The sequence below is a fragment of the Paenibacillus tepidiphilus genome (genome assembly GCF_008635795.1).
GTDB classification, from domain to species: domain Bacteria; phylum Bacillota; class Bacilli; order Paenibacillales; family Paenibacillaceae; genus Paenibacillus_AQ; species Paenibacillus_AQ tepidiphilus.
This window is the reverse complement of sequence record NZ_VWRQ01000021.1, coordinates 84,896-104,019: the sequence shown is the minus strand read 5'-3', so window position 1 is coordinate 104,019 and position 19,124 is coordinate 84,896. Positions and strand designations below refer to the sequence as shown.

Annotated in this window: 16 protein-coding genes; 9 read left to right on the top strand and 7 right to left on the bottom strand. The window is 53.7% G+C overall.

All coding sequences use genetic code 11. The features are described 5' to 3' along the window. Nucleotides 1-2 precede the first annotated feature (2 nt). The 3 genes from F1379_RS23100 to F1379_RS23090 all read right to left on the bottom strand — a co-directional run bounded on the left by F1379_RS23100 (nt 3) and on the right by F1379_RS23090 (nt 4,763). Nucleotides 3-2,042, bottom strand: coding sequence for an ATP-dependent DNA helicase (locus F1379_RS23100; RefSeq protein ID WP_150274477.1), 2,040 nt, complete (start codon nt 2,040-2,042; stop codon nt 3-5). A gap of 124 nt (nt 2,043-2,166) precedes the next feature. Next, the gene (locus tag F1379_RS23095) at nt 2,167-2,697 is read right to left on the bottom strand and encodes a PadR family transcriptional regulator (RefSeq protein ID WP_150274475.1); all 531 of its coding nucleotides are present in this window, start codon (nt 2,695-2,697) and stop codon (nt 2,167-2,169) included. A 131-nt stretch (nt 2,698-2,828) separates the two neighbouring features. After that, complete coding sequence (locus tag F1379_RS23090) at nt 2,829-4,763, bottom strand: FAD-dependent oxidoreductase (protein ID WP_150274473.1); 1,935 nt, start codon at nt 4,761-4,763, stop codon at nt 2,829-2,831. A 280-nt stretch (nt 4,764-5,043) separates the two neighbouring features. On the opposite strand from F1379_RS23090, the gene F1379_RS23085 reads away from it, so the two are divergent. From F1379_RS23085 to F1379_RS23075, 3 genes are all read left to right on the top strand, one after another. Further along, nucleotides 5,044-5,436, top strand: a complete 393-nt coding sequence (locus tag F1379_RS23085) for a zinc ribbon domain-containing protein (protein ID WP_150274470.1) — start codon at nt 5,044-5,046, stop codon at nt 5,434-5,436. A 347-nt stretch (nt 5,437-5,783) separates the two neighbouring features. Beyond that, nucleotides 5,784-6,209 (top strand): MarR family winged helix-turn-helix transcriptional regulator, encoded by a 426-nt coding sequence (locus F1379_RS23080; protein ID WP_338046798.1) that lies wholly within the window; start codon nt 5,784-5,786, stop codon nt 6,207-6,209. After that, nucleotides 6,181-7,065, top strand: coding sequence for an SDR family oxidoreductase (locus F1379_RS23075; protein ID WP_239004775.1), 885 nt, complete (start codon nt 6,181-6,183; stop codon nt 7,063-7,065). The genes F1379_RS23080 and F1379_RS23075 overlap by 29 nt, the downstream gene beginning before the upstream one ends. Before the next feature lie 176 nt (nt 7,066-7,241). On the opposite strand, the gene F1379_RS23070 is transcribed toward F1379_RS23075, so the two are convergent. From F1379_RS23070 to F1379_RS23055, 4 genes are all read right to left on the bottom strand, one after another. Further along, on the bottom strand, nt 7,242-8,318 hold the full coding sequence (locus tag F1379_RS23070; RefSeq protein WP_150274463.1) for a hemolysin family protein: 1,077 nt from the start codon (nt 8,316-8,318) through the stop codon (nt 7,242-7,244). A gap of 61 nt (nt 8,319-8,379) precedes the next feature. After that, nucleotides 8,380-9,684, bottom strand: coding sequence for a hemolysin family protein (locus F1379_RS23065; RefSeq protein ID WP_150274461.1), 1,305 nt, complete (start codon nt 9,682-9,684; stop codon nt 8,380-8,382). Nucleotides 9,685-10,063: 379 nt separating this feature from the next. Beyond that, a complete protein-coding gene (gene manA / locus F1379_RS23060) occupies nt 10,064-11,008 on the bottom strand; it encodes a mannose-6-phosphate isomerase, class I (RefSeq protein WP_150274459.1) in 945 nt (314 codons plus the stop codon). Nucleotides 11,009-11,026: 18 nt separating this feature from the next. Further along, complete coding sequence (locus F1379_RS23055) at nt 11,027-11,944, bottom strand: ROK family protein (protein ID WP_150274457.1); 918 nt, start codon at nt 11,942-11,944, stop codon at nt 11,027-11,029. Nucleotides 11,945-12,104: 160 nt separating this feature from the next. On the opposite strand from F1379_RS23055, the gene F1379_RS23050 reads away from it, so the two are divergent. From F1379_RS23050 to F1379_RS23025, 6 genes are all read left to right on the top strand, one after another. After that, complete coding sequence (locus F1379_RS23050; protein WP_239004774.1) at nt 12,105-13,127, top strand: LacI family DNA-binding transcriptional regulator; 1,023 nt, start codon at nt 12,105-12,107, stop codon at nt 13,125-13,127. A 61-nt stretch (nt 13,128-13,188) separates the two neighbouring features. Continuing rightward, the gene (locus tag F1379_RS23045; protein ID WP_239004773.1) at nt 13,189-14,337 is read left to right on the top strand and encodes a GntR family transcriptional regulator; all 1,149 of its coding nucleotides are present in this window, start codon (nt 13,189-13,191) and stop codon (nt 14,335-14,337) included. Nucleotides 14,338-14,608: 271 nt separating this feature from the next. Beyond that, nucleotides 14,609-15,862: a glycoside hydrolase family 125 protein gene (locus F1379_RS23040; RefSeq protein ID WP_239004778.1), complete on the top strand. Its 1,254-nt coding sequence runs from the start codon at nt 14,609-14,611 to the stop codon at nt 15,860-15,862. A 102-nt stretch (nt 15,863-15,964) separates the two neighbouring features. Next, nucleotides 15,965-17,344, top strand: a complete 1,380-nt coding sequence (locus F1379_RS23035; protein WP_150274449.1) for an extracellular solute-binding protein — start codon at nt 15,965-15,967, stop codon at nt 17,342-17,344. 67 nt (nt 17,345-17,411) lie between these two features. Continuing rightward, the gene (locus tag F1379_RS23030) at nt 17,412-18,278 is read left to right on the top strand and encodes a carbohydrate ABC transporter permease (protein WP_150274447.1); all 867 of its coding nucleotides are present in this window, start codon (nt 17,412-17,414) and stop codon (nt 18,276-18,278) included. A 22-nt stretch (nt 18,279-18,300) separates the two neighbouring features. After that, nucleotides 18,301-19,122: a carbohydrate ABC transporter permease gene (locus F1379_RS23025; RefSeq protein ID WP_150274445.1), complete on the top strand. Its 822-nt coding sequence runs from the start codon at nt 18,301-18,303 to the stop codon at nt 19,120-19,122. Nucleotides 19,123-19,124 lie beyond the last annotated feature (2 nt).

Sequence of the window (19,124 nt, the reverse complement as noted above, 5' to 3'; positions counted from 1 at the left end):
TACTAATTGCCGGGCCCACGCTTAATCCCCTTCTCCCGCACGAACCGCTCCAGCACCCGGAAATCCTCGGTCACCTGCTTGAACGGCAGCGTTTCCAGCACCTTATGCCGGTAATCCTTGCCCGCAGCGGCGGACAAACGGGAATCGAGAATGCTGAGTACGCCGAGGTCCGTCTCGCTGCGGATCAGGCGACCGGTGCCCTGTCTTAGCCGCAGCAGCATGTCCGGTACGAATACCTCCTGAAGCGGATGCTTCGACATAGAGGCCTTATATTCATAGACCGGATCGGCCGGGACTGGGAAGGGGAGGCGGAACACAATGACCTGCGACAGGTCGGAGCCTTCGATATTGATGCCTTCCCAGAAGACGCCCGTGCTGAGCAGCACGCCATTGCTGCTCCGGAATTCGGCAATGACCTCATCCTGCGACGAGCCTTCCCTCTGCACATGCACCGCCCAGGGAAGCTTGTCTTCCTCGGCAATCAGCTTGCCGTAAACCGCCTTCATATCCTCCTTGGCCGAGAAGAGCACCAGCGTCCGGCCCTCGGTGAGCTTGCAAAGTCTCAGCATTTCCCGGTATGCCGCTTCAAGATAGCCTTTCCGGTTCTCATGGTGATAGTGGGGGATTTCCCGGGCAATGTACATCATGGAATGGCTGTCATAATCGAACGGCGAAGGCTGCCGCTCCATATAATCGCCCTTGTAGCCAAGCGCTTGTGTCAAGTAAGCATACTGCTCCTCCAGCGTTTCTCCGCCCTGGCAGAGCGTTGCCGATGTTAAGATCACAGAGGTTTTGCCGTTAAATAAGGCGGATTTCAGAAACTGGCTGATGTTCTTGGGGCAGATGCTGATGGTGGCTTCCCGCTGGGGCTTGCTTGCCCAGAGCAGATAGCTGTCCTTCGTTCCGCCGAGTACCGCGAAGAGCTCGATCAGTCCGTTTACAGCTTCATAGTCGTCATCGATCTCCCGCTCATTCCGTGAGCTCAGCACGGAGAGGCTAAGGCGGGCTTCTTTGAGGATTTGCACTCCCCGGGTGAACGGTATTCCGTGCATCTCCGAGACTTTGATCCGGTCATTCTCCTGCTTGGCGTTCTGCAGGAGATCGGCTTCCACGTGCTTGAAGATGCCGACGAGGCAGCCTTTTAACCATTTGAATTGCGAGTGCAGCCCCCGGTCTGCCGTTTGCTTGAGCAGAATCTGCAGGGTATCATCCAGCGCGCGGCAGGCTCCGCGGAAGGTGAATTCTAGCGTCCGCGCATCCCTGACCTTCGCCTCCAGATTATGCGCTTCATCGATGACAATCAAGGCCGGCCGCTCCGTAATTAATCCCCTGGTGCCTTCCTTCTTCTTGATCAGGTCGCGGATCAGCAGATCCTGGTTGACGATAATGAAGTCCATGTCGCCGGGTCTGGCGTTAATCTTTGCCCGCATGTCATAGAAGGAGCAGGTGGTTCTGTACCGGCAGTGTTCAAATTTGCAGTCGTTCACACAAACACCCGACCATACCGCATCACTGACGCCGCCCTTGATATCCGCCCGCTCGTCAATTTCATAATTGAGAATACGCTCTGCAAGGCTGGTCAAGGGAGAGCTTGATTCGCTTCCGGCTTCTTCGGGCTTGATCAGGCCTGCTGCCCTGTAACGGCAGGCATATTGTCCCATGCCTTTCCCGACGACGGAACGTACGGTTGTAAAGCCGAGCCGGCTGCCGATGACCCGCAGATCTTTATGGATTTGTTCAGACAGCTGGATGGAGGAAGTTGCAATAATGACCGGCTGCCGCGAGATATGGTTGATGAGCAGGCCGGGGATAAGGTAGGCAAAGGACTTGCCGATGCCGACGCCGGCTTCGATCATGGCATTGCGGCCCTGGATATAAGCGTCCGCGATATCGAGGGACATATTCTGCTGGCCGGTCCGTTCCCGCAGGCCGATCCGCGGGAAGCGGTCATACATCCGGAAGATGGCGTTGACCAGAGAGGCTTCAATGTCCTTGTCCGGCTGACGCTGCCGTAATTTATAGAGCTCATTTAACCCGTTCATGACGATCGCCTCTTTTCCTGATCTATGATCCTCGTCTACAGATTCTTAGCGAAATTATAATTATCTTCGATGCTGCCGGAACAGTCAAGGATGCAGGACAGTTTACCGTAAGATCAATCCTGTTCTATTCCTGTGTCTGCTTCAGGGCTCCTTGCAGCTGCAGGAAGAAATCCAGCTCCGTGCTGGCAAGCAGCATGGAATAGTTATAAATGTAGGGGGAGAACGGCAGGAAATCCGTATCCGCCTTGATCTGATTGAGATTGTCCAGCGACTGGATTTGCTCTTGCAGATGCGCTATGCGGCTGTCCACGAACTTCTTGCGGGTCTCCACTTCAAGCAATTCGAAAAAAGCCAGCCGGTTAAAAATCTCGTTGTTATTGGCGGCATACTCCGGCGGGAAATCATTGAGCATGTCATAGAACATTGTCTGCCCCAGGTCTGTCAGAGAATACATATGCCGATTGGGGCGGCCTTCCTGGGTCTCCAGGCTCTTGGTGATGGCGCCCTTTTCTTCAAAGCGCTTGAGCGCCGGATACAGGTAGTTATTATTGATTGAATTCGATTTGCCGAGCATGAAAAGTACGTTTTTCTTGATCTCGTAGCCGTGTTTGGGGCCGTTCATCAGTTGTGAGAGTATTAAAATATCAATATACAAGCAAATCCCCCGTTCGCGTGTTCACTTACAGAGTAAGTATACTATCCTCCTCCTGATGGCGGCAAAAGAAAAGGATACAGCCCTATGGCGTATCCTCTTCTCCAGGTACAGGCGGTTTAAGCAATGCCTGCTTAAATCATCTGCGCTACCATTGCGCCTTCATAGATCGCCTCCAGTGCTTTGCGGGGCTGGAGGGCGTCGCCGATGATATGGAAGGGCAGGCGCTTCTCCTCCAAAAGGCCGCTTAGCTGATCCAGTGACCTGGAACCTGTGGCCATAACGACCGTGTCGATGTCCTTCAGCTGGAAGCGGGTTCCCGCTTGCTCCAGTGTGATATCTGTCTCGCCGATGGCGATGCACTTGGTATGAACATAGACCGGAACACCCTGTCCGGCGATGAACTCCATGGCATATACCTTCCGGGAGGATACCAGCTCCTTGGCCACTTCATTGAGCATTTCCACAATAATCGGATGCTTGCCTTGTGACACCAGCAGCTCGGCAACCTCCATGCCTACGAGTCCGCCGCCGATAATGGCCACCCGCTCACCGGTTGATCCGCCGCGCAGCACTTCATGAGCCGTCTTCACATGACTGCGCTCATTCCCCGGGATATTCGGAATGAAGGGCACCGAGCCTGTGGCGATGATGACTTCATCGGGCTGCAGAGCCTCAATCAGCGCTGCGTCAGCCGGCGTATTCAGCAGAATTTCTGCGCCGCTGCGGCTGATCTGTCTGCCCATCTGCAGTGCAGCCTCCGCCATTTCTGCCTTGGAAGGCGTTTGTCCGGCAAGATACAGCTGGCCGCCCAGCATATCCGTCTTCTCACAGAGCGTAACCTGATGTCCCCGGTTCTGCAGCCGCAGGGCTGCGGTCATACCCGCTGCACCGCCGCCGATGACCAGAATCCGCTTGGACTCCCCGGCGGGCTCGTCTGTGAAGAGATATTCCCGTCCCGTGACCGGATTCCGCAGGCATACCGGACCGTAATTGCGGTCCGCCTCCGGATCGGGACGCTGGCCGCTGATGCAGGACTGGTTGCAGCCGATACATTTTATGATATCATCGCTGCGGCCTTCCCTCGCCTTGATACAGAAGGCCGGGTCGGCAATCAGGGTCCGGCCCAGCGCCACGAAGTCCGCTTGACCGCCGGATACAATCTGCTCCGCTACGGCCGGATCGTTGATTCTTCCTACGACCATAACCGGAATGCGGACGGCTTGTTTGATGCGTGCGGAGAACCCGGCATTGAAGCCGGCCGGCTTCTCCAGCGGGGCAATCGTCTCATGAACAGTCTCCAGTATGCCGCTGGTAACATGAATCACATCGGCTCCGGCCTGCTCCAGCCAAGGGCTGACTTCAATAATATCCTCGGGAACGAGCCCGCCCGGAACATGCTCGTTAATGGTGACCCGGTAAGACACCGGGAAGTCGGCACCTGCCTTCTGCTTAATGTTCTGTATGACCTCCATGGCAAAACGGGCCCGGTTCTGCAGACTGCCGCCGTACTCGTCCTCCCGGGCGTTGCTGTAAGCGCTCATAAATTGATTCAGGAGATAACCGCTGGCGCCGTGTAGCTCCACCATGTCGAAGCCAGCTTGCTTCGCCCGCAGCGCTGCGTCGCCGAACGCGTTGACAATCTCTTGGATAGACTCCCGGCTCATTTCTTCCGGCATTTCCTGATATACAACGCTCGGTACAGCGGAGGGGGCGATGATCGCCCGGCCGGTAATCCGGCTGCTGGTCTGCCGTCCGGCATGCCACAATTGAACTCCGATTTTACCGCCTGCGGCATGGACAGCTGAGGTTAACTGCTGCATACCCGCAATAAAGCGGTCGTCATACAGCGAGGGGATTCTGGCATTTCTTGTGGTCGGATGAACGGCTGTGTATTCAACGATATTAAGTCCGACGCCGCCTTTGGCCCGCAACACATGATATTGAATGAAAGGTTCCGTAATCATCTCCTGGTCGGCCATGCCGGAGCCCATCGGTGCCAGCACAAAACGATTCTTGAGCGTGAGCGTCCCGATTTGACCGGGAGAGAAGACATGTTCCAGTGCCATTCATAAAACCTCCTAAGATTATGGGTTAAAAATACCTATGTTAAAATAACCTATAAACAGTATAGAGGATGGTATCATTATTTTATGTGAAATATTTCACTAAAAGAATAACAGCGAAGTTGATCCAGTCTAACTTGCTTCAGCAGAGCGGAAATTGACTCTGCTGGAACCGCTAACTTATAATTGGGCTTGCCTGCGTCGGTGAAGTGCATGGGGCGCAAAGGAATGAGATTGTTGCCGCAAAGCCTATTGATCTGTAAAAAGGAAGGGATCCGTAAACATGAAAGAACGATTGCGCCACTGGATGTCGGGCCGCTACGGAATGGACAAATTCGGGCAATTTATTAATATTGCTGCAATGATTGTGCTGATATTGGGAATATTGTTCTCCGAGCTGCTGGTTTCTATTGCTTTTGCGGCGGTCCTCTATCAGAACTTCAGAATGTTCAGCCGTAAAACTGGTGCACGCAGCCGGGAGAATCTGGCTTTTATCTCAATGCAGCGGCGGCTCAAAGCCCGCTTTCAGTCAGCCGGGCAGCAGACCCGGCAGCGGAAGACCCACCGATTCTACCGGTGTCCCTCCTGTAAGCAGCAGCTGCGGGTACCAAAGGGCAAGGGGCAGATCAGACTCACTTGTCCGAATTGCAAAACGCAGTTTGAGAGAAAGAGCTGAACCGGCAGGGTGGGCTGCGACTGAAGATGCTCCCTATTTACGGTAAAGGAACAGGTCCGGAAATTTGGCGTGAAAACGGAAGAGAAGGTTATCCTCGCCGAAATGTCGGAGGATTTCCAGGTATACATAGCTGTCAATATCGGAAAAGGTAAACCCTTCGACGGATATGCGATCCGGACAGTGATAAGTCCAGCCCCCGCTATCTGAGGGGGGGTTGTTATGAAGAGAGGCTGGTCCGTCTGGCTTCCGTGGTGTGGGGTGACCCGCCTGCCCATTGACAGACCCTGAAGGCAGATGCCAAAATATAGTTAGCTAGGCTAACTATATTTTGGGGGTTATTCACATTGATGTATGAGAGGTTAAGCGACAGCGCCGATACCATCGGTTTATTTTGCCGCTTGCATATGAACGCCAAGAAGAATTTACCGGTCAGATCCAGTGAAATGGGCGTGCTTATTTACACGGACAAACAGGAAGGGCCCGTTACACCCTTGATGGTCAGCAGCTTCTTCAAAGTGTCCAAGCCTACCATAACCGCCTTAATTAACTCGCTCGTCCAGCAGGATTACCTGTCCAAAACCATGTCGACCACCGACGGAAGAAGCTATACCCTCTCGTTGACCTCTAAAGGCAGCGAGCTGGTCAGAACAACAGCGTCTGTGTTTTTTGGTAATCTGGAAACGCTGGAGGAGCAGATGGGTACCGTGGAGTTTCAAACGTTCATCTCGCTGATGAAGCAGGCGAATGAGATCCTACTTAAAGAAGAGGGATGATTTCATGGAGGTGCTGGTTACCGGGGCGTCCGGCAATGTCGGTGCTTATGTTGTTGAAGAGTTGAGCCGCAGGGGCGAGCGGGTGGTGGCCGCCGGAACGGATGTGGACAAGCTTAAGCGCAGATTTGGCGAACAGGCCAGGCCTGTTGTTCTTGATCTGACCGATCCGGGCACATACCCCGGTGCGCTTGCGGGTGTTGACCGGGTGTTCCTGATTCGCCCTCCCCATCTGGGGAAGCCCGAGGATTTGTATCCGTTCATTGATGCGCTTAAGGAACACGGCATTCAGCTTGTCGCTTTTCTATCCTTGATGGGCGTGGAGAAGAATCCGTTCCCGCCGCATCACAAAATAGAGAAATATATTGAGGCCGCCGGCCTGCCTTATGCGCATATCCGCCCGGGCTTCTTTATGCAGAATCTGTCGGGGATTCATGCTGCAGAAATCAAGGCAATGAATCAGGTGTTCATCCCTGCGGGGAAGAGCAGGACCAGCTTTATCGACGCGGCCGATATCGGGCTGGCGGCAGCGACGGTATTGCGTGACCCGAAGGTCTACACGAATACATGCTACACTTTAACCGGCGCTGAATCGCTTGATTACGACCAGGTAGCGGAGATTCTCAGCCGGGTAACCGGACGGAACATTACATATGCCAGACCCGGTTTATGGAAATACAGACAATACTACATCCGCCAGAGAAAGCTGGACCCGTCATATGTCAACGTAACAGTCGCGCTTTATCTGATGACACGGCTCGGAACGGCTGCGGCGGTGACCCCCGATTTCACCCAGTTGACCGGACGGGAGCCGCGATCCTTGGAGGATTTCGTTCGGCGTCATGTGGATTGCTTCTGATCAGGAGAGGAGCGTACTGGGAAGGGAAAGGACGGGATCGGAAGGGAATAGCACACAAACAAGAAACTGTTCCCTCAGCCCTTCCTGGCCCCGAAACGCAAACAAGAAGCTGCCCATCAGCCTTTCCTGGCTTTCGGGGCAGCTTCTTTTGACGTAGCTTGGTTACAGCTACTACTCTAGTTCAATTCACTGTGAGGCGGAGGCACATTCACATTCAGCGACTCGTCGCGGATGTCCCCGACGATCTCCTCCAGCAGATCCTCCATCGTTACAATGCCGATGGTAGCTCCGGAAATGTCCGTAACCTCGGCCATATGGACCCGGGTGTGCTGCATCCGCAGCAGGACGTCGCGGAGGTTCTCGGTTGCCACGAATTTGGGGATTTCGTGCATGAATTTTTGCCAATCGGCAGCTCTTCCTGCAGCAATGCTGGTCAGCATTTCCTTGGTATTAATGTAGCCGGTAAACTGTGTGCTTCCAGGTTGATTGACCACCGGATAACGGGTATAGTCATGTTCACCCAGCACTTCGATCAGCTCCTCCACCGGCATTTCCCATTGCAAGGTCACCACATTGCCCAGCGGCACAATAATCTCGCCGAGCGTCCGCTCGTCAAAAGCGAAAATATTGTTCAGGTAGACAAGTTCGGTCTTGTTGATCTCTCCGCTCTCGTAGCTTTGGTCAACAATCCATTTCAGCTCCTCTTCGGAGTGCACGCTCTCATGTCCGGCAGGCTTCACACCGAAGATGCGGAGAAGCAGGCGTGCAGATCCATTCAGGGCAACGATGAACGGATAGGTGATTTTGCCGAACCAGTACAGAGGCGGGGCAAGCAGCAGGGTCATCTTCTCGGCGAACTGAATCGCCATTGTCTTCGGGGCCAGCTCTCCGATCACGACGTGCAGGAAGGTAATGACCGAGAGGGCAATCAGATAAGACAGAAGGGTGGACACCGCAGCCGGCATTCCGAGCTGGTCGAATAACGGATGGAGTATCCGCTCGACGGTCGGCTCACCCAGCGCACCGAGCACCAGGGCTGTAATGGTTATCCCCAGCTGGCAGGCCGACAAATAGTAGTCCAGGTCATGAGCGACCTTCTTGGCGGTCAGTGCTTTCTTGTTGCCTTCACTGATCAATTGATCAATACGGGACATCCGCACCTTCAGGATGGCGAACTCAGCCCCGACAAAGAATGCGGTAAGCCCGATAAAGATGGCAACCATAATTAAATTGATTGTTATAACTCCGTCCAAAGTTTTCCCTCAAAGCGAGGGATTCACCTCCAAAGTTGATAGTTATGCGCTTTCACGATTTTTACACTTGCGTGTGTTTGAGAATAACCTTCTTGATCTGCAGATTATCTGTCTCTGTAATGGTCCAGTGCTGTCCGCCATCCAGGAATTCATACCCCGGTTGCAGGTCGGTGCCCGCCCGGAACTGAATCCAGCCGCCGATGGTATCAATGTCCTCGCTGTTCTCGAATACCAGACCGAATTGCTCCTCGATATCCTCCAGCAGAACACGGCCGTGGATCACATAGGTCTGTGCGTCAATCCGCTGGATTTCCGGCACCTCATCGGCATCGAATTCATCGCGGATCTCACCGACCAGTTGCTCCAGAATATCCTCCAGCGTCAAAATACCGGCAGTGCCGCCGTATTCGTCGATTACCAGCGCCATATGCATTTGTTCCTGCTGCATTTTCAGCATGGCCTCCTTGATGGGAGTGACAGACGGGACTGCGGGAAGGCTGCGCACAAAATCCTGCAAATGACGCTCACGGCCCGCTATGATATGCGGAAGCATCTTTTTCACATTGACCACGCCCAGCACCATATCCTTGTTGCCGTCCTCGATGACTGGATAACGGGTATAGTTGTTGGCATCGAGTATCTGCACGATTCTCTCATAAGACATGCCGTAATCCAGCGTAACCATTTCAATTCTCGGAATCATAATGTCCTTGGCCATCCGCTCATCGAAGGCAAAGACATTCTCCATATACTCCAGCTTGGTTTCGTTCAGCTCGCCGCCTTCAAAGCTTTGGGCCATAATGATCCGCAGCTCTTCCTCCGAATAGTGCTCCTCGTGGCCGGCAGGCTTGACGCCGAACATCCGCAGAATGACCCGTGAGGTTCCATTCAGCGCTATGATGAACGGATGCATGATTTTGCCGAACCAGTACAGCGGAGGCGAGAGGAGCAGCGTCAGCTTCTCGGCATACTGAATGGCCAGCGTCTTGGGCGCCATCTCCCCGACGACCACATGCAGGAAGGTTACCAGGATAAAGGCGATGGCATAGGAAGCGACGGAAGCAGTGGCTTCCGACAAACGGAGGAAATCGAACACCGGGTATAGAATCCGTTCCACGGCCGGCTTGCCGATGGCTCCGAGACCCAAAGCCGTAACGGTAATTCCGAGCTGACACGCGGAGAGATAATAATCCAGATCACCGACAACTTTCTTGGCGATGACCGCTTTCTTGTTCCCTTCATCAATCAGTTGTTCGATCCGCGACATGCGGATTTTGACGGCAGCGAATTCCGAGGCCACAAAGAATGCCGTCATTATAATTAATACTGCAAGAATAATTAAGTTCGTAATCGTTATTAGGTCCAAGCCTTTCCCTCCGAAAGAGGGGTTCACCTCCAGATTTGAATTGAATTCACTGCATCCATTCGGTCAAAGTTACAAAAGCACCGTCTGAGAAGCGGATCAACTCAGGAGCACAATCCATTTGCAAAATCGCCTTCCCATTATTGTTCAGCCTCCCCTCGCAATAGTTAGAGAAGAGTATAACACAGACGGGTATAAACCATCCAGTTTCACGTTATGGTTTGGCAGAGAATAGCGGTTGGCTGGGGCCGCAAGCTGCAGCCCTTACGAACACAAAAAAAGTATCTCCATTAAATCATGGAGATACTTATATAAGTTCAGCCAGTACAGACACTTCGGCCTGCTGTCTGTGGAATTATGACGCCTGGTGCCGTCAGTCCCGCTACTCCCGCGAAACGATGAGCTGGAGCTCTCCCGCCAAGGTGTAAGGTCCGAACCCGGCGGGCAGGATGAGATGGTCACCCTTGTTCAGCGTATATTCGCCGCTTGCGGTGCGAAGCTGACCGCTGCCCTCGATGACGCTGACGAGGGTGTATTGCGCTTGTTCCGGCTGCTCGGCACTGCCGGACAGGTCCCACTTCTCCACGGTGAAGAACGAATTGGACACAAAGGCGGTAACGCTCAGGCTGCCAAAGGTGGCGGCGCTGTAAGCGGCAGGCTCGTATGCCTGGGGAATGGAGGTGACATCGACAGCCTTCTCCAGATGAAGCTCACGCAGGTTGCCGTCTTTGTCCCGGCGGTCATAGTCGTAGACACGGTAGGTGGTGTCCGAGCTTTGCTGGGTCTCCAGCACGACAATCCCTTTGCCAAGGGCATGCACCGTACCGCTCGGCACATAGAAGAAGTCCCCGCGCTTCACCGGAACCTTGGTCAGCAGCTCCTCCCATTTCCCGTCTTGAATCATCTGCTCAAGCTCAGCTCTGGTAGTCGCCTCATGGCCGTAGATAATGGCCGCACCGGGCTCGGCATCGACAATGTACCAGCATTCTGTCTTGCCCAGCTCGCCGTTCTCGTGCTCGCCGGCGTACTCATCATCCGGGTGAACCTGCACCGACAAGTCATCCGAAGCGTCCAGCAGCTTGATGAGCAGCGGGAACACCGGAGATTCGGAGCGGAACAATTCCGGATGCCTGGTCCATAATTCGCCCAGCGGCAGTCCCTGATACGGACCCTCCTTCACGATGCTCTGGCCGTTCGGATGGGCCGAGATGGCCCAGCATTCGCCGGTGGAATCATTGGGGATCGGATAACCGAACAAGTCTCTCAGCTTGGTTCCGCCCCAGATTCGTTCCTGGAATACTGGCTGCAAAAAGATAGGTTGATTCATAGAAATCACACTCCTGTTCTAATAGTGGGTATGAATAAGCGCGGCGGCACCGATCAGCCCGGCATCCTGCTGGAGGGCGGCGGGAACGATCAGGGTGTCGCGGCCGGAAGGATTCAAGGCATGACGCTTGACATAACTGCGCACGGCATCGAACAAAGGCGCCCCCACCTGGGAAACCCCGCCGCCGATTACCACCATTTCGGGGTCGAGGGTATTGATCATCGTCACGCAGCCGATGCCGATGTAGTTAAATACGCGATTCACGAGACTCTCCATGGCGGCGTCCTGACCGGATAAGGCCAGCTCGAAGACTTCCTTGGAGGTCACCGGACGGCCGAGCAGGCTGCTTGCTTCTCTGGCAATCGCCGTTCCGGATGCGATATATTCGAAGCAGCCGCGCTGGCCGCAGCCGCAGAGTGGGCCGCCGGCATCAATGACCATGTGCCCGATATCGCCGGCATTGCCGGTTGCGCCGGTAATCAGCCGGCCGTGACTGTAAATACCCGCGCCGATGCCGGTGCTGATCGTGATGTATACGAAATGGTCCGCAGCCTTGGCGGCTCCCAACCATTTCTCGGCCAGCGCCGCCGCAGTGGCATCGTTCTCCAGCACAATCGGCGCCTGAAAGTGGCGCTTGAACGCCTCAACCACCGGGAAGTTCCACCAGCTCCGGAGGTTCGGCGGCTCGGCAATCTGTCCCAGCTTCGTGTTCAGCGGGCCGGGAGCGCCGATACCGATGCCTTGCAGGTCCGACTCCTGCAGTCCGCTGCCGGAGAGCAGCTGCTTGGCCGCTGCGGCGATCTTGTAGACCATATCGGACGGCGTCAGCGACAGATCAGTGGTAAGTGAAGTCTTCGATAGTACCTGGCCTCCGGAAGAGACCAGACCCAGGGCGGTCTTGGTACCGCCAATGTCGATGCCGATTGCGTAAGTCACTGAAAGTCCTCCTAGTTCATCATTCATTTTAACCAAATAGTATAGCCAGATGTTACTTGACAAACTTGACAAAAATAATATTTGTAAAGTAAATTTGAGATAAGCTTATCACGGATTGAAGGGATTGAAAAGAGAGATGCCCCGTAAAAAGAAGATATCGATGCAAGATATTGCCGACCGGCTGAATATATCCAAGAATGCCGTATCACTCGCTCTGCAGGACAAGAAGGGCGTCGGCGAAGAAATGCGCTACCGCATTCTGAGTACGGCGAGAGAGATGGGCTACGGTGAATACGCCGAGAAGCCGGCGGCCGGACGGAATGTGCTGATTCTTGTGCCAGAGCGGGTCATGAGCTATCAGGACAACGACCATTTCCGGTTCTATCATGACTTGATCTGGGGACTGGAGAAAAGTATCCGCAAACGCGGCCTCAGTGCGGTGATTGCCCCGATTGACCGTGAGATGGAAGCCCGTCTGCAGCTGCCGCGGCAATGTACAGAAATGGCTTACCTGGGGATTATTCTGTTCGGGATTGTCGACCGGGATTACGCCAGGCTGGTATGGGAGCTGGATACCCCGCTCGTCATGTTCGATTCCTATCACCGTGACCTGCCGTGTCCGGTTGTCGCTTCCGCCAATATGGAGGGAGCTTATGAGGCGGTGACGACGCTGATCCGGTCAGGACACCGGAGGATCGGCTTTATAGGTCCCGCCAATCTGACGACCAGTCATGAGGAGCGCTGGCTCGGCTATTTACGGGCTGTTCAGGAGGCGGGGCTTCCGCTGGAGATGCATCAGGTGCTGGCGTCCTCTGCCGGGTTTCAGTATACGGAGCAGGAAATTGCTGCTTATCTGGATGGGGCGGACGACTATCCTACCGCGTTCTTCTGCGGCAACGATCGGATTGCCTATTTGCTGGCCCGGCAGCTGCGGATGCGCGGACGGCGGGTTCCGGAGGATGTCTCCATTATCGGTTTTGACGATCTTCATTACGAAGAAGAAGAGAGCGGGCTGGCCATGACCACCATGCGGGTTGAGAAAGAAAAGATGTGCGAAGCGGCGGCCGATATGCTGCTTAGTCTAAAGAGCACAAGCAGGGAAATGCTGCGGATGTATATTAGTCCAACGCTCGTATCCCGTAGTTCTGTATCTGCTGTAACAAACCAATCTTTCCATTCCTAATATAACATGGTATATTAGTATGTGTCCCTTTAGAGAGAATGCAGTAATGGAGGTGCAGGATATGGCCAATGATTCAGGCTCGATGCCGATGTATGAAATGATATTTCAGACTCTGAAAGAGCGGATAACAAGGAATGAATATAAAGTCGGTGACCGTGTGCCCTCGGAGCAGGAGCTTTGCACGGAATTCGGCGTCAGCCGGATTACCTCAAAGAAAGCACTGAAGCTGCTGGCCGAGGAGCGGTTAATCATCCGTCAGCCGGGGAGAGGCTCGTTCGTGGCGGATGCCAATTCTATACTCCTGAAGCCGCTGGATACCCCGCAGGCTGTCCGCACATCCGGTAAGAAACGGATCATCGGGCTGGTCATTACGAACTTCAGCGATATGTACGGTACAGAGCTGATCTACGGAATGGAAGAAGCTTCGCGGGAGAATGACTGCTTCCTGGTGGTCCGGCGTTCATTCGGTATTCCGGAGCTGGAGGAGAAGGCCATCCAGCAGCTGCTGGGCCTGGGCGTGGACGGGCTGATTATTTTTCCGGCACAGGGTGAATTCTTCAGCGCAGAAATCCTGAAGCTGGTCATTCAAAAGTTTCCGTTCGTGATGATCGACCGGTATTTGAAGGGGATTCCCGCCTCGTCGGTCAGTACGGACAATATTCAGGCGGCCAAAGAGGCGACCCGCTACCTGTTCGAGCTGGGGCATCGGCAGATCGGATTTCTGGCCCCGCCGCCGGCGAATACAACAACCATCGAGGAGCGGATCGAGGGAATTATCGAGGCCTATGTGGAGCATAGCCTGATGGTCAACCGCGAGCTATGGATGGAAACGATTACTTCGACCATGCCGAATGTATTTGATCCGCAGGCCCGTATCGACGACGTGAACAGGCTGGTGGAGCATCTCCGCAAGAATCCCGATATTACCGCATTGTTCGCCGCAGAGTATAGTATTGCGCTGCTGGTTGAAGAGGCGGCAGGCAAGCTGGGACTGCGGATTCCCGAGGATTTGTCCGTGATCTGCTTCGACAGTCCCGAATCGCAGGAGGGTTGCCGGATCACGCATATGCGGCAGAATCAGTTTGAAATCGGCAAGCAGGCATTCGAGAATGTACTGGAAATGCAAGGTCATGAGCAGCCGATCACCCGGATTCTGCTGCCTGCAGCCTTAATCAAGGGCAGATCGGCGGCGCCGGTCAGAAACAACTGAGCGGGAAGCGCAGCACGCATGTAAGAGGATGGAAATAAAGCAAGGCCTTCATAACGAAGGCTTTTTTTGTTGTTTATTTTATGTGAATTAATATACTTATACCAATATATTAATTAAAAATATCATTCTATTAATATACCAATAATTATATTGACATATTAATATTAATTGTTTAATATGATGAAAGCGTTTGAAGTTGATATAATCCATCATGGAGGTGCAATATTCACCCTTGAAGCTGCAGAATGATATACCTAAGTCAGTATATGATATGATTGGTAAGGTGCAACAAGAGCTGTCCGATTCTCCGAAGCTTGCCAAGATGTTTGAAGACTGCCTGATTAATACGATTGGGACCACGATTTCCCGTAAGCCGGATGGAACGACCTTTGTGATCACCGGTGATATACCGGCGATGTGGCTGCGCGATTCGGCCGCACAAGTCCGTCCTTACCTCCTGCTTGCCGCAGAGGACCCGGAGATGGAGGCTATGATTGCAGGCCTGGTCAGACGGCAGATGGATTACATATTGCTTGATCCGTATGCCAACGCCTTTAACGAAGCGCCGAACGGCAACGGGCATCAGTCCGATCTTACGGAGATGGGGCCTTCGATCTGGGAGCGTAAATATGAAATTGACTCGCTGGCATATCCCCTTCAGCTCAGTTACCTGCTATGGAAGAACAGCGGCTGTGTAAGCCAGTTCGACGAGAGCTATCGCCGTGCTGCCCTGGAAATTATCAAGCTCTGGAGAGTGGAGCAGCATCATGAAACGGAGTCGGGCTACCGGTTCCAGCGGCTGGATGCACCGCTTACGGATACGCTGCCAAGAGAAGGAAAGGGCACGGAAACTGTCTTTACCGGAATGACCTGGTCGGGCTTCCGGCCGAGCGATGACGCCTGCGAATACGGTTATCTGATTCCAGCCAATATGTTCGCTGTAGTCGTGCTTCGTTACCTGGAAGAAATCGCGCAGGAAATCTACAAGGATCAGGAGCTGGCGGACGCTGCCAAGCAGCTGGCGGATGAAATCAACCAAGGCATTCAGGAGTACGGTGTGTATACGCACCCGGTCTATGGAAGAATTTATGCTTATGAAACCGACGGCCTGGGCCAGTATAATCTGATGGATGATGCCAATGTACCGAGCCTGCTGTCGCTGCCTTATCTGGGGTATACCGATGAGAGTGACGAGGTGTACCGGAACACGCGGAAATTCATCCTCAGCGAAAATAATCCTTACTATTATAAAGGCAAGGTTGCCGAAGGAATCGGCAGCCCGCATACACCGGAGGGTTATATCTGGCATATCGCATTGTCCATGCAGGGTCTGACTTCTCCAGAGCGCAGCGAGAAAGCGCGCCTGCTGCAGCTGATCCAGGATACGGATGCAGGCACAGGGCTTACGCATGAAGGCTTCTCCGTTGATGATGCCGGCAAGTTTACCCGTCCATGGTTCTCCTGGTCGAATATGCTCTTCAGCGAGCTGATTATGGATTATTGCGGAATCCGGGTATTGAAATAGCTTGAACTGGCTTTCTGTTTTGCGAAAAGGCGGCTCCGCCGTTCTTTTCAAGGCTGATATGAAAGCGTTTTTGAAATTAACAACAAAAGGGGCAGAGACAAAATGAAGACAAACAAACTGAAAGTATCCATGACAGCAGCGATGGCTTCCCTTCTACTCTTGACCGCGGCTTGTTCGAACGGCGATTCCGGTTCGGGAGCCGCAGCCGAAGGCAAGGAAGAAGTGACCATTACCTTCCGTTCCTCCGGCTCGGAGGACACGCTGACCAAATATTTTGAATCCGGCCTGATTGATAAATTCGAGGAAGCGAATCCTGATATCAAGATCAACATCGCTCCGGTATTGGCCAGTGAGGGCGATTATACCTCCAAGATTGTGCTGCAGATGAAGTCCCCGGATACCGCGCCGGATATTGTAGCCGAAGATACCTCTATCATTAAATCCGATGCGGCTGCTGGTTATCTGGAGCCTCTGGACACCCAGGTTGCCGGCTGGAGCGACTGGCAGGACAAGTTCATTGAGAATCTTAAGGCCGGTGTAACCGGTGAAGACGGCAAGATTTACGGTGTTCCGGCAACCTCGGATACACGGGGCATCTGGTACAATAAAGAGCTGCTGGCAGAGGCAGGCATCGAGGTGCCGTTCCAGCCTGCAAGCTGGGAAGAGGTTCTGGAAGCCGCCCGTACCATTAAAGACAAGCTTCCGGGCGTAACTCCGCTGAATATGATCGTCGGCAAATCGAGCGGTGAAGGCGTGACGATGCAGACGCTGGAAATGCTGCTGTACGGCACGAACGATACGCTTTATAACGAAGAGACCAAGAAATGGGTCGTGAACAGCCCCGGGCTGCTGGACTCCTTTAATTTCATTCATCAACTGTTCAATGTAGACCAGACCGGACCATCCATGCAGGTAGCCCTGAACGGACAAGCGGGCAGCATTGCCTTCCAGCAGCTCTTCCCGCAAGGCAAGCTGGCGATGGCGGTTGACGGAAGCTGGGCAGGCTCGACCTGGTTCGAGAACGGCGCGGCTCCAATCGAGAATGTGGCTGATAAAATGGGCTTCGCCCCATTCCCTACCCAGAACGGACAGGAACCGGGAGCCATCACCATGTCCGGCGGCTGGGCCTGGTCGATTCCGGCGCAAGCGCAGAACAAGGAAGCGGCCTGGAAGTTCCTGGAGTTCCTGATGAACCAGGAGAATGCTACAGCGCGTGTAGTAGCCGAAGGCAACCTGAGCCCGCGCAATGATTCCGTGGATGTAGCCGGATATACCGACCGTACCTTTGTTGCTGAAGCGCAAGCCCTGCTGGATGTGGCCCATTTCCGTCCGGCCAATGACGAGTATGCCACGGTGTCGGCACAGATCCAGAGCCTGGTGGAAAGCGTCGCTTCCGGCAAGCTGGCTCCGGCGGATGCGGTGCAGCAGCTGCAGGATAATGTAACCCGCTCGCTCGGCGCAGATAAAGTAGAAGTAAAATAAAGATTTGAACATCCGGATAAAGGGGAGAAGCCATTCTCCTCTTTCGGATTTGGAGGGGGAGTGACCTATGAAAAGGAAGTCGCGGGGCGCATTTCTGTTTCTGACGCCTTCTGTCTTGCTGCTGCTGATCTTTTTTATCGTTCCGATTATTCTGACCGTTTACTTTGCATTTACGAACATGGCCTTGACGGGGAGCGCCGCCCGGAATCTGGAGTTTGTCGGCTTCCGCAATTTCACCAATATGTTTCAGGACCCGGATTTCCGCATTAGTGTGTGGAGAACGCTCGTCTTTCTGATCTTCTCGGCAGTCATCGGCCAGGTCGTGCTGGGATTCATTCTGGCCCTCCTGATGAAGGAGAAGAATGTCACCTTCCGCCGGATCATCGGCATTATCGTAATCGCCGGCTGGGTTACCCCGGAGATCGTAGTGGCGTTCTGTATGGTTGCGTTCTTCAGCGACAACGGGACCCTGAATCAAATTATCGGGTGGTTCGGCATCAGCCCGGTATCCTGGCTGTTCAGCTTCCCGATGGTCAGTGTCATTATCGCCAACATCTGGCACGGCACCGCTTTTTCCATGATGGTCTACCAGTCTGCACTCGATGAGATTCCCAAGGATATTGAAGAAGCCGCTACGATCGACGGGGCGGGTAATTTTAAAATTCTCAGCTACATCACCATTCCGATGGTCAAAGGATCGATTGTCACCAACATGATGCTGGTCACCCTGCAGACGCTTGGCGTCTTCACACTGATCTATACCATGACCGGTGGCGGGCCGGGTACGGCCACGCAGACCCTGCCGGTATTTATGTACAACCAGGCCTTCGTCAATTATCAATTCGGATACGGTACGGCCATCTCGCTGGTGCTGCTGGTGATCGGAATTGTTGCAAGCTTATTCTACATGAAATCAATGAAAGTCAAGGTCTAGCCCTGAAGGAGGTGCGTCACCAGTGGTCAAGCATAGGCTTCAACGCAATATACAATATGGGATTCTGGTCGTTCTGGGACTCTGTTTCCTGGTTCCGTTATTCTGGATTCTGCTGGCTTCGTTTGATACCCATGCCCAGCAGGGGATCAAAATGCCTAATTTCACCCTCGACAACTTCTCGGCGGTGCTCGGGGACAGCGGCAATCTGCGCTCGTTCGGCGTCGGGATCATTCTCTCCGGCGGACAGGCTACGCTGGTCGTCATCGCATCGGTTCTGGCGGCCTATCCGCTGTCCCGCTATGAGATGAGATTTAAGAAAAGCTTCCTGTTAAGCATACTGTTTATGACCTCGCTGCCGATTACGGCGGTGATGGTTCCTGTCTTCCAGATGTTCCTGTATTTCAAATTACAGAACTCCATCTTCGCCACGATGCTCTTCCTTACAGCATCCTCCCTGCCTTACGGGATCTGGATGATGAAGAGCTTCATGGATTCCGTACCGATTGACCTGGAGGAGGCTGCCTGGATTGACGGTGCATCCGTGTGGGGCGGACTCCGAAAAGTGGTCGCTCCCCTGATGCTTCCCGGGATTGCCACCATTGCCATTTTCACCTTCTCGGGCAGCTGGGGCAACTTCTTCGTGCCGTATATCCTGCTGCAGACACCGGATAAGCTGCCGGCCTCTGTTACGATCTATCAATTCTTCGGCAGCCACGGCCTGGTCGAATACGGAAGACTTGCCGCCTTCTCCTTGCTGTACACCATGCCTTCCGTAGTGCTGTATATGTTCTCCCAGCGGTATATGTCCAAAGGGTTCAGCATGGGCGGAGCAACTAAAGGATAATT

Coding starts and splice junctions, on each gene's coding strand:
- F1379_RS23100 (WP_150274477.1), bottom strand. CDS start 2,042: ATGAACGGGTTAAATGAGCTCTATAAATTACGGCAGCGTCAGCCGGAC.
- F1379_RS23090 (WP_150274473.1), bottom strand. CDS start 4,763: ATGGCACTGGAACATGTCTTCTCTCCCGGTCAAATCGGGACGCTCACG.
- F1379_RS23085 (WP_150274470.1), top strand. CDS start 5,044: ATGAAAGAACGATTGCGCCACTGGATGTCGGGCCGCTACGGAATGGAC.
- F1379_RS23080 (WP_338046798.1), top strand. CDS start 5,784: ATGTATGAGAGGTTAAGCGACAGCGCCGATACCATCGGTTTATTTTGC.
- F1379_RS23075 (WP_239004775.1), top strand. CDS start 6,181: ATGAGATCCTACTTAAAGAAGAGGGATGATTTCATGGAGGTGCTGGTT.
- manA (WP_150274459.1), bottom strand. CDS start 11,008: ATGAATCAACCTATCTTTTTGCAGCCAGTATTCCAGGAACGAATCTGG.
- F1379_RS23050 (WP_239004774.1), top strand. CDS start 12,105: ATGCAAGATATTGCCGACCGGCTGAATATATCCAAGAATGCCGTATCA.
- F1379_RS23045 (WP_239004773.1), top strand. CDS start 13,189: ATGGCCAATGATTCAGGCTCGATGCCGATGTATGAAATGATATTTCAG.
- F1379_RS23040 (WP_239004778.1), top strand. CDS start 14,609: ATGATTGGTAAGGTGCAACAAGAGCTGTCCGATTCTCCGAAGCTTGCC.
- F1379_RS23035 (WP_150274449.1), top strand. CDS start 15,965: ATGAAGACAAACAAACTGAAAGTATCCATGACAGCAGCGATGGCTTCC.
- F1379_RS23030 (WP_150274447.1), top strand. CDS start 17,412: ATGAAAAGGAAGTCGCGGGGCGCATTTCTGTTTCTGACGCCTTCTGTC.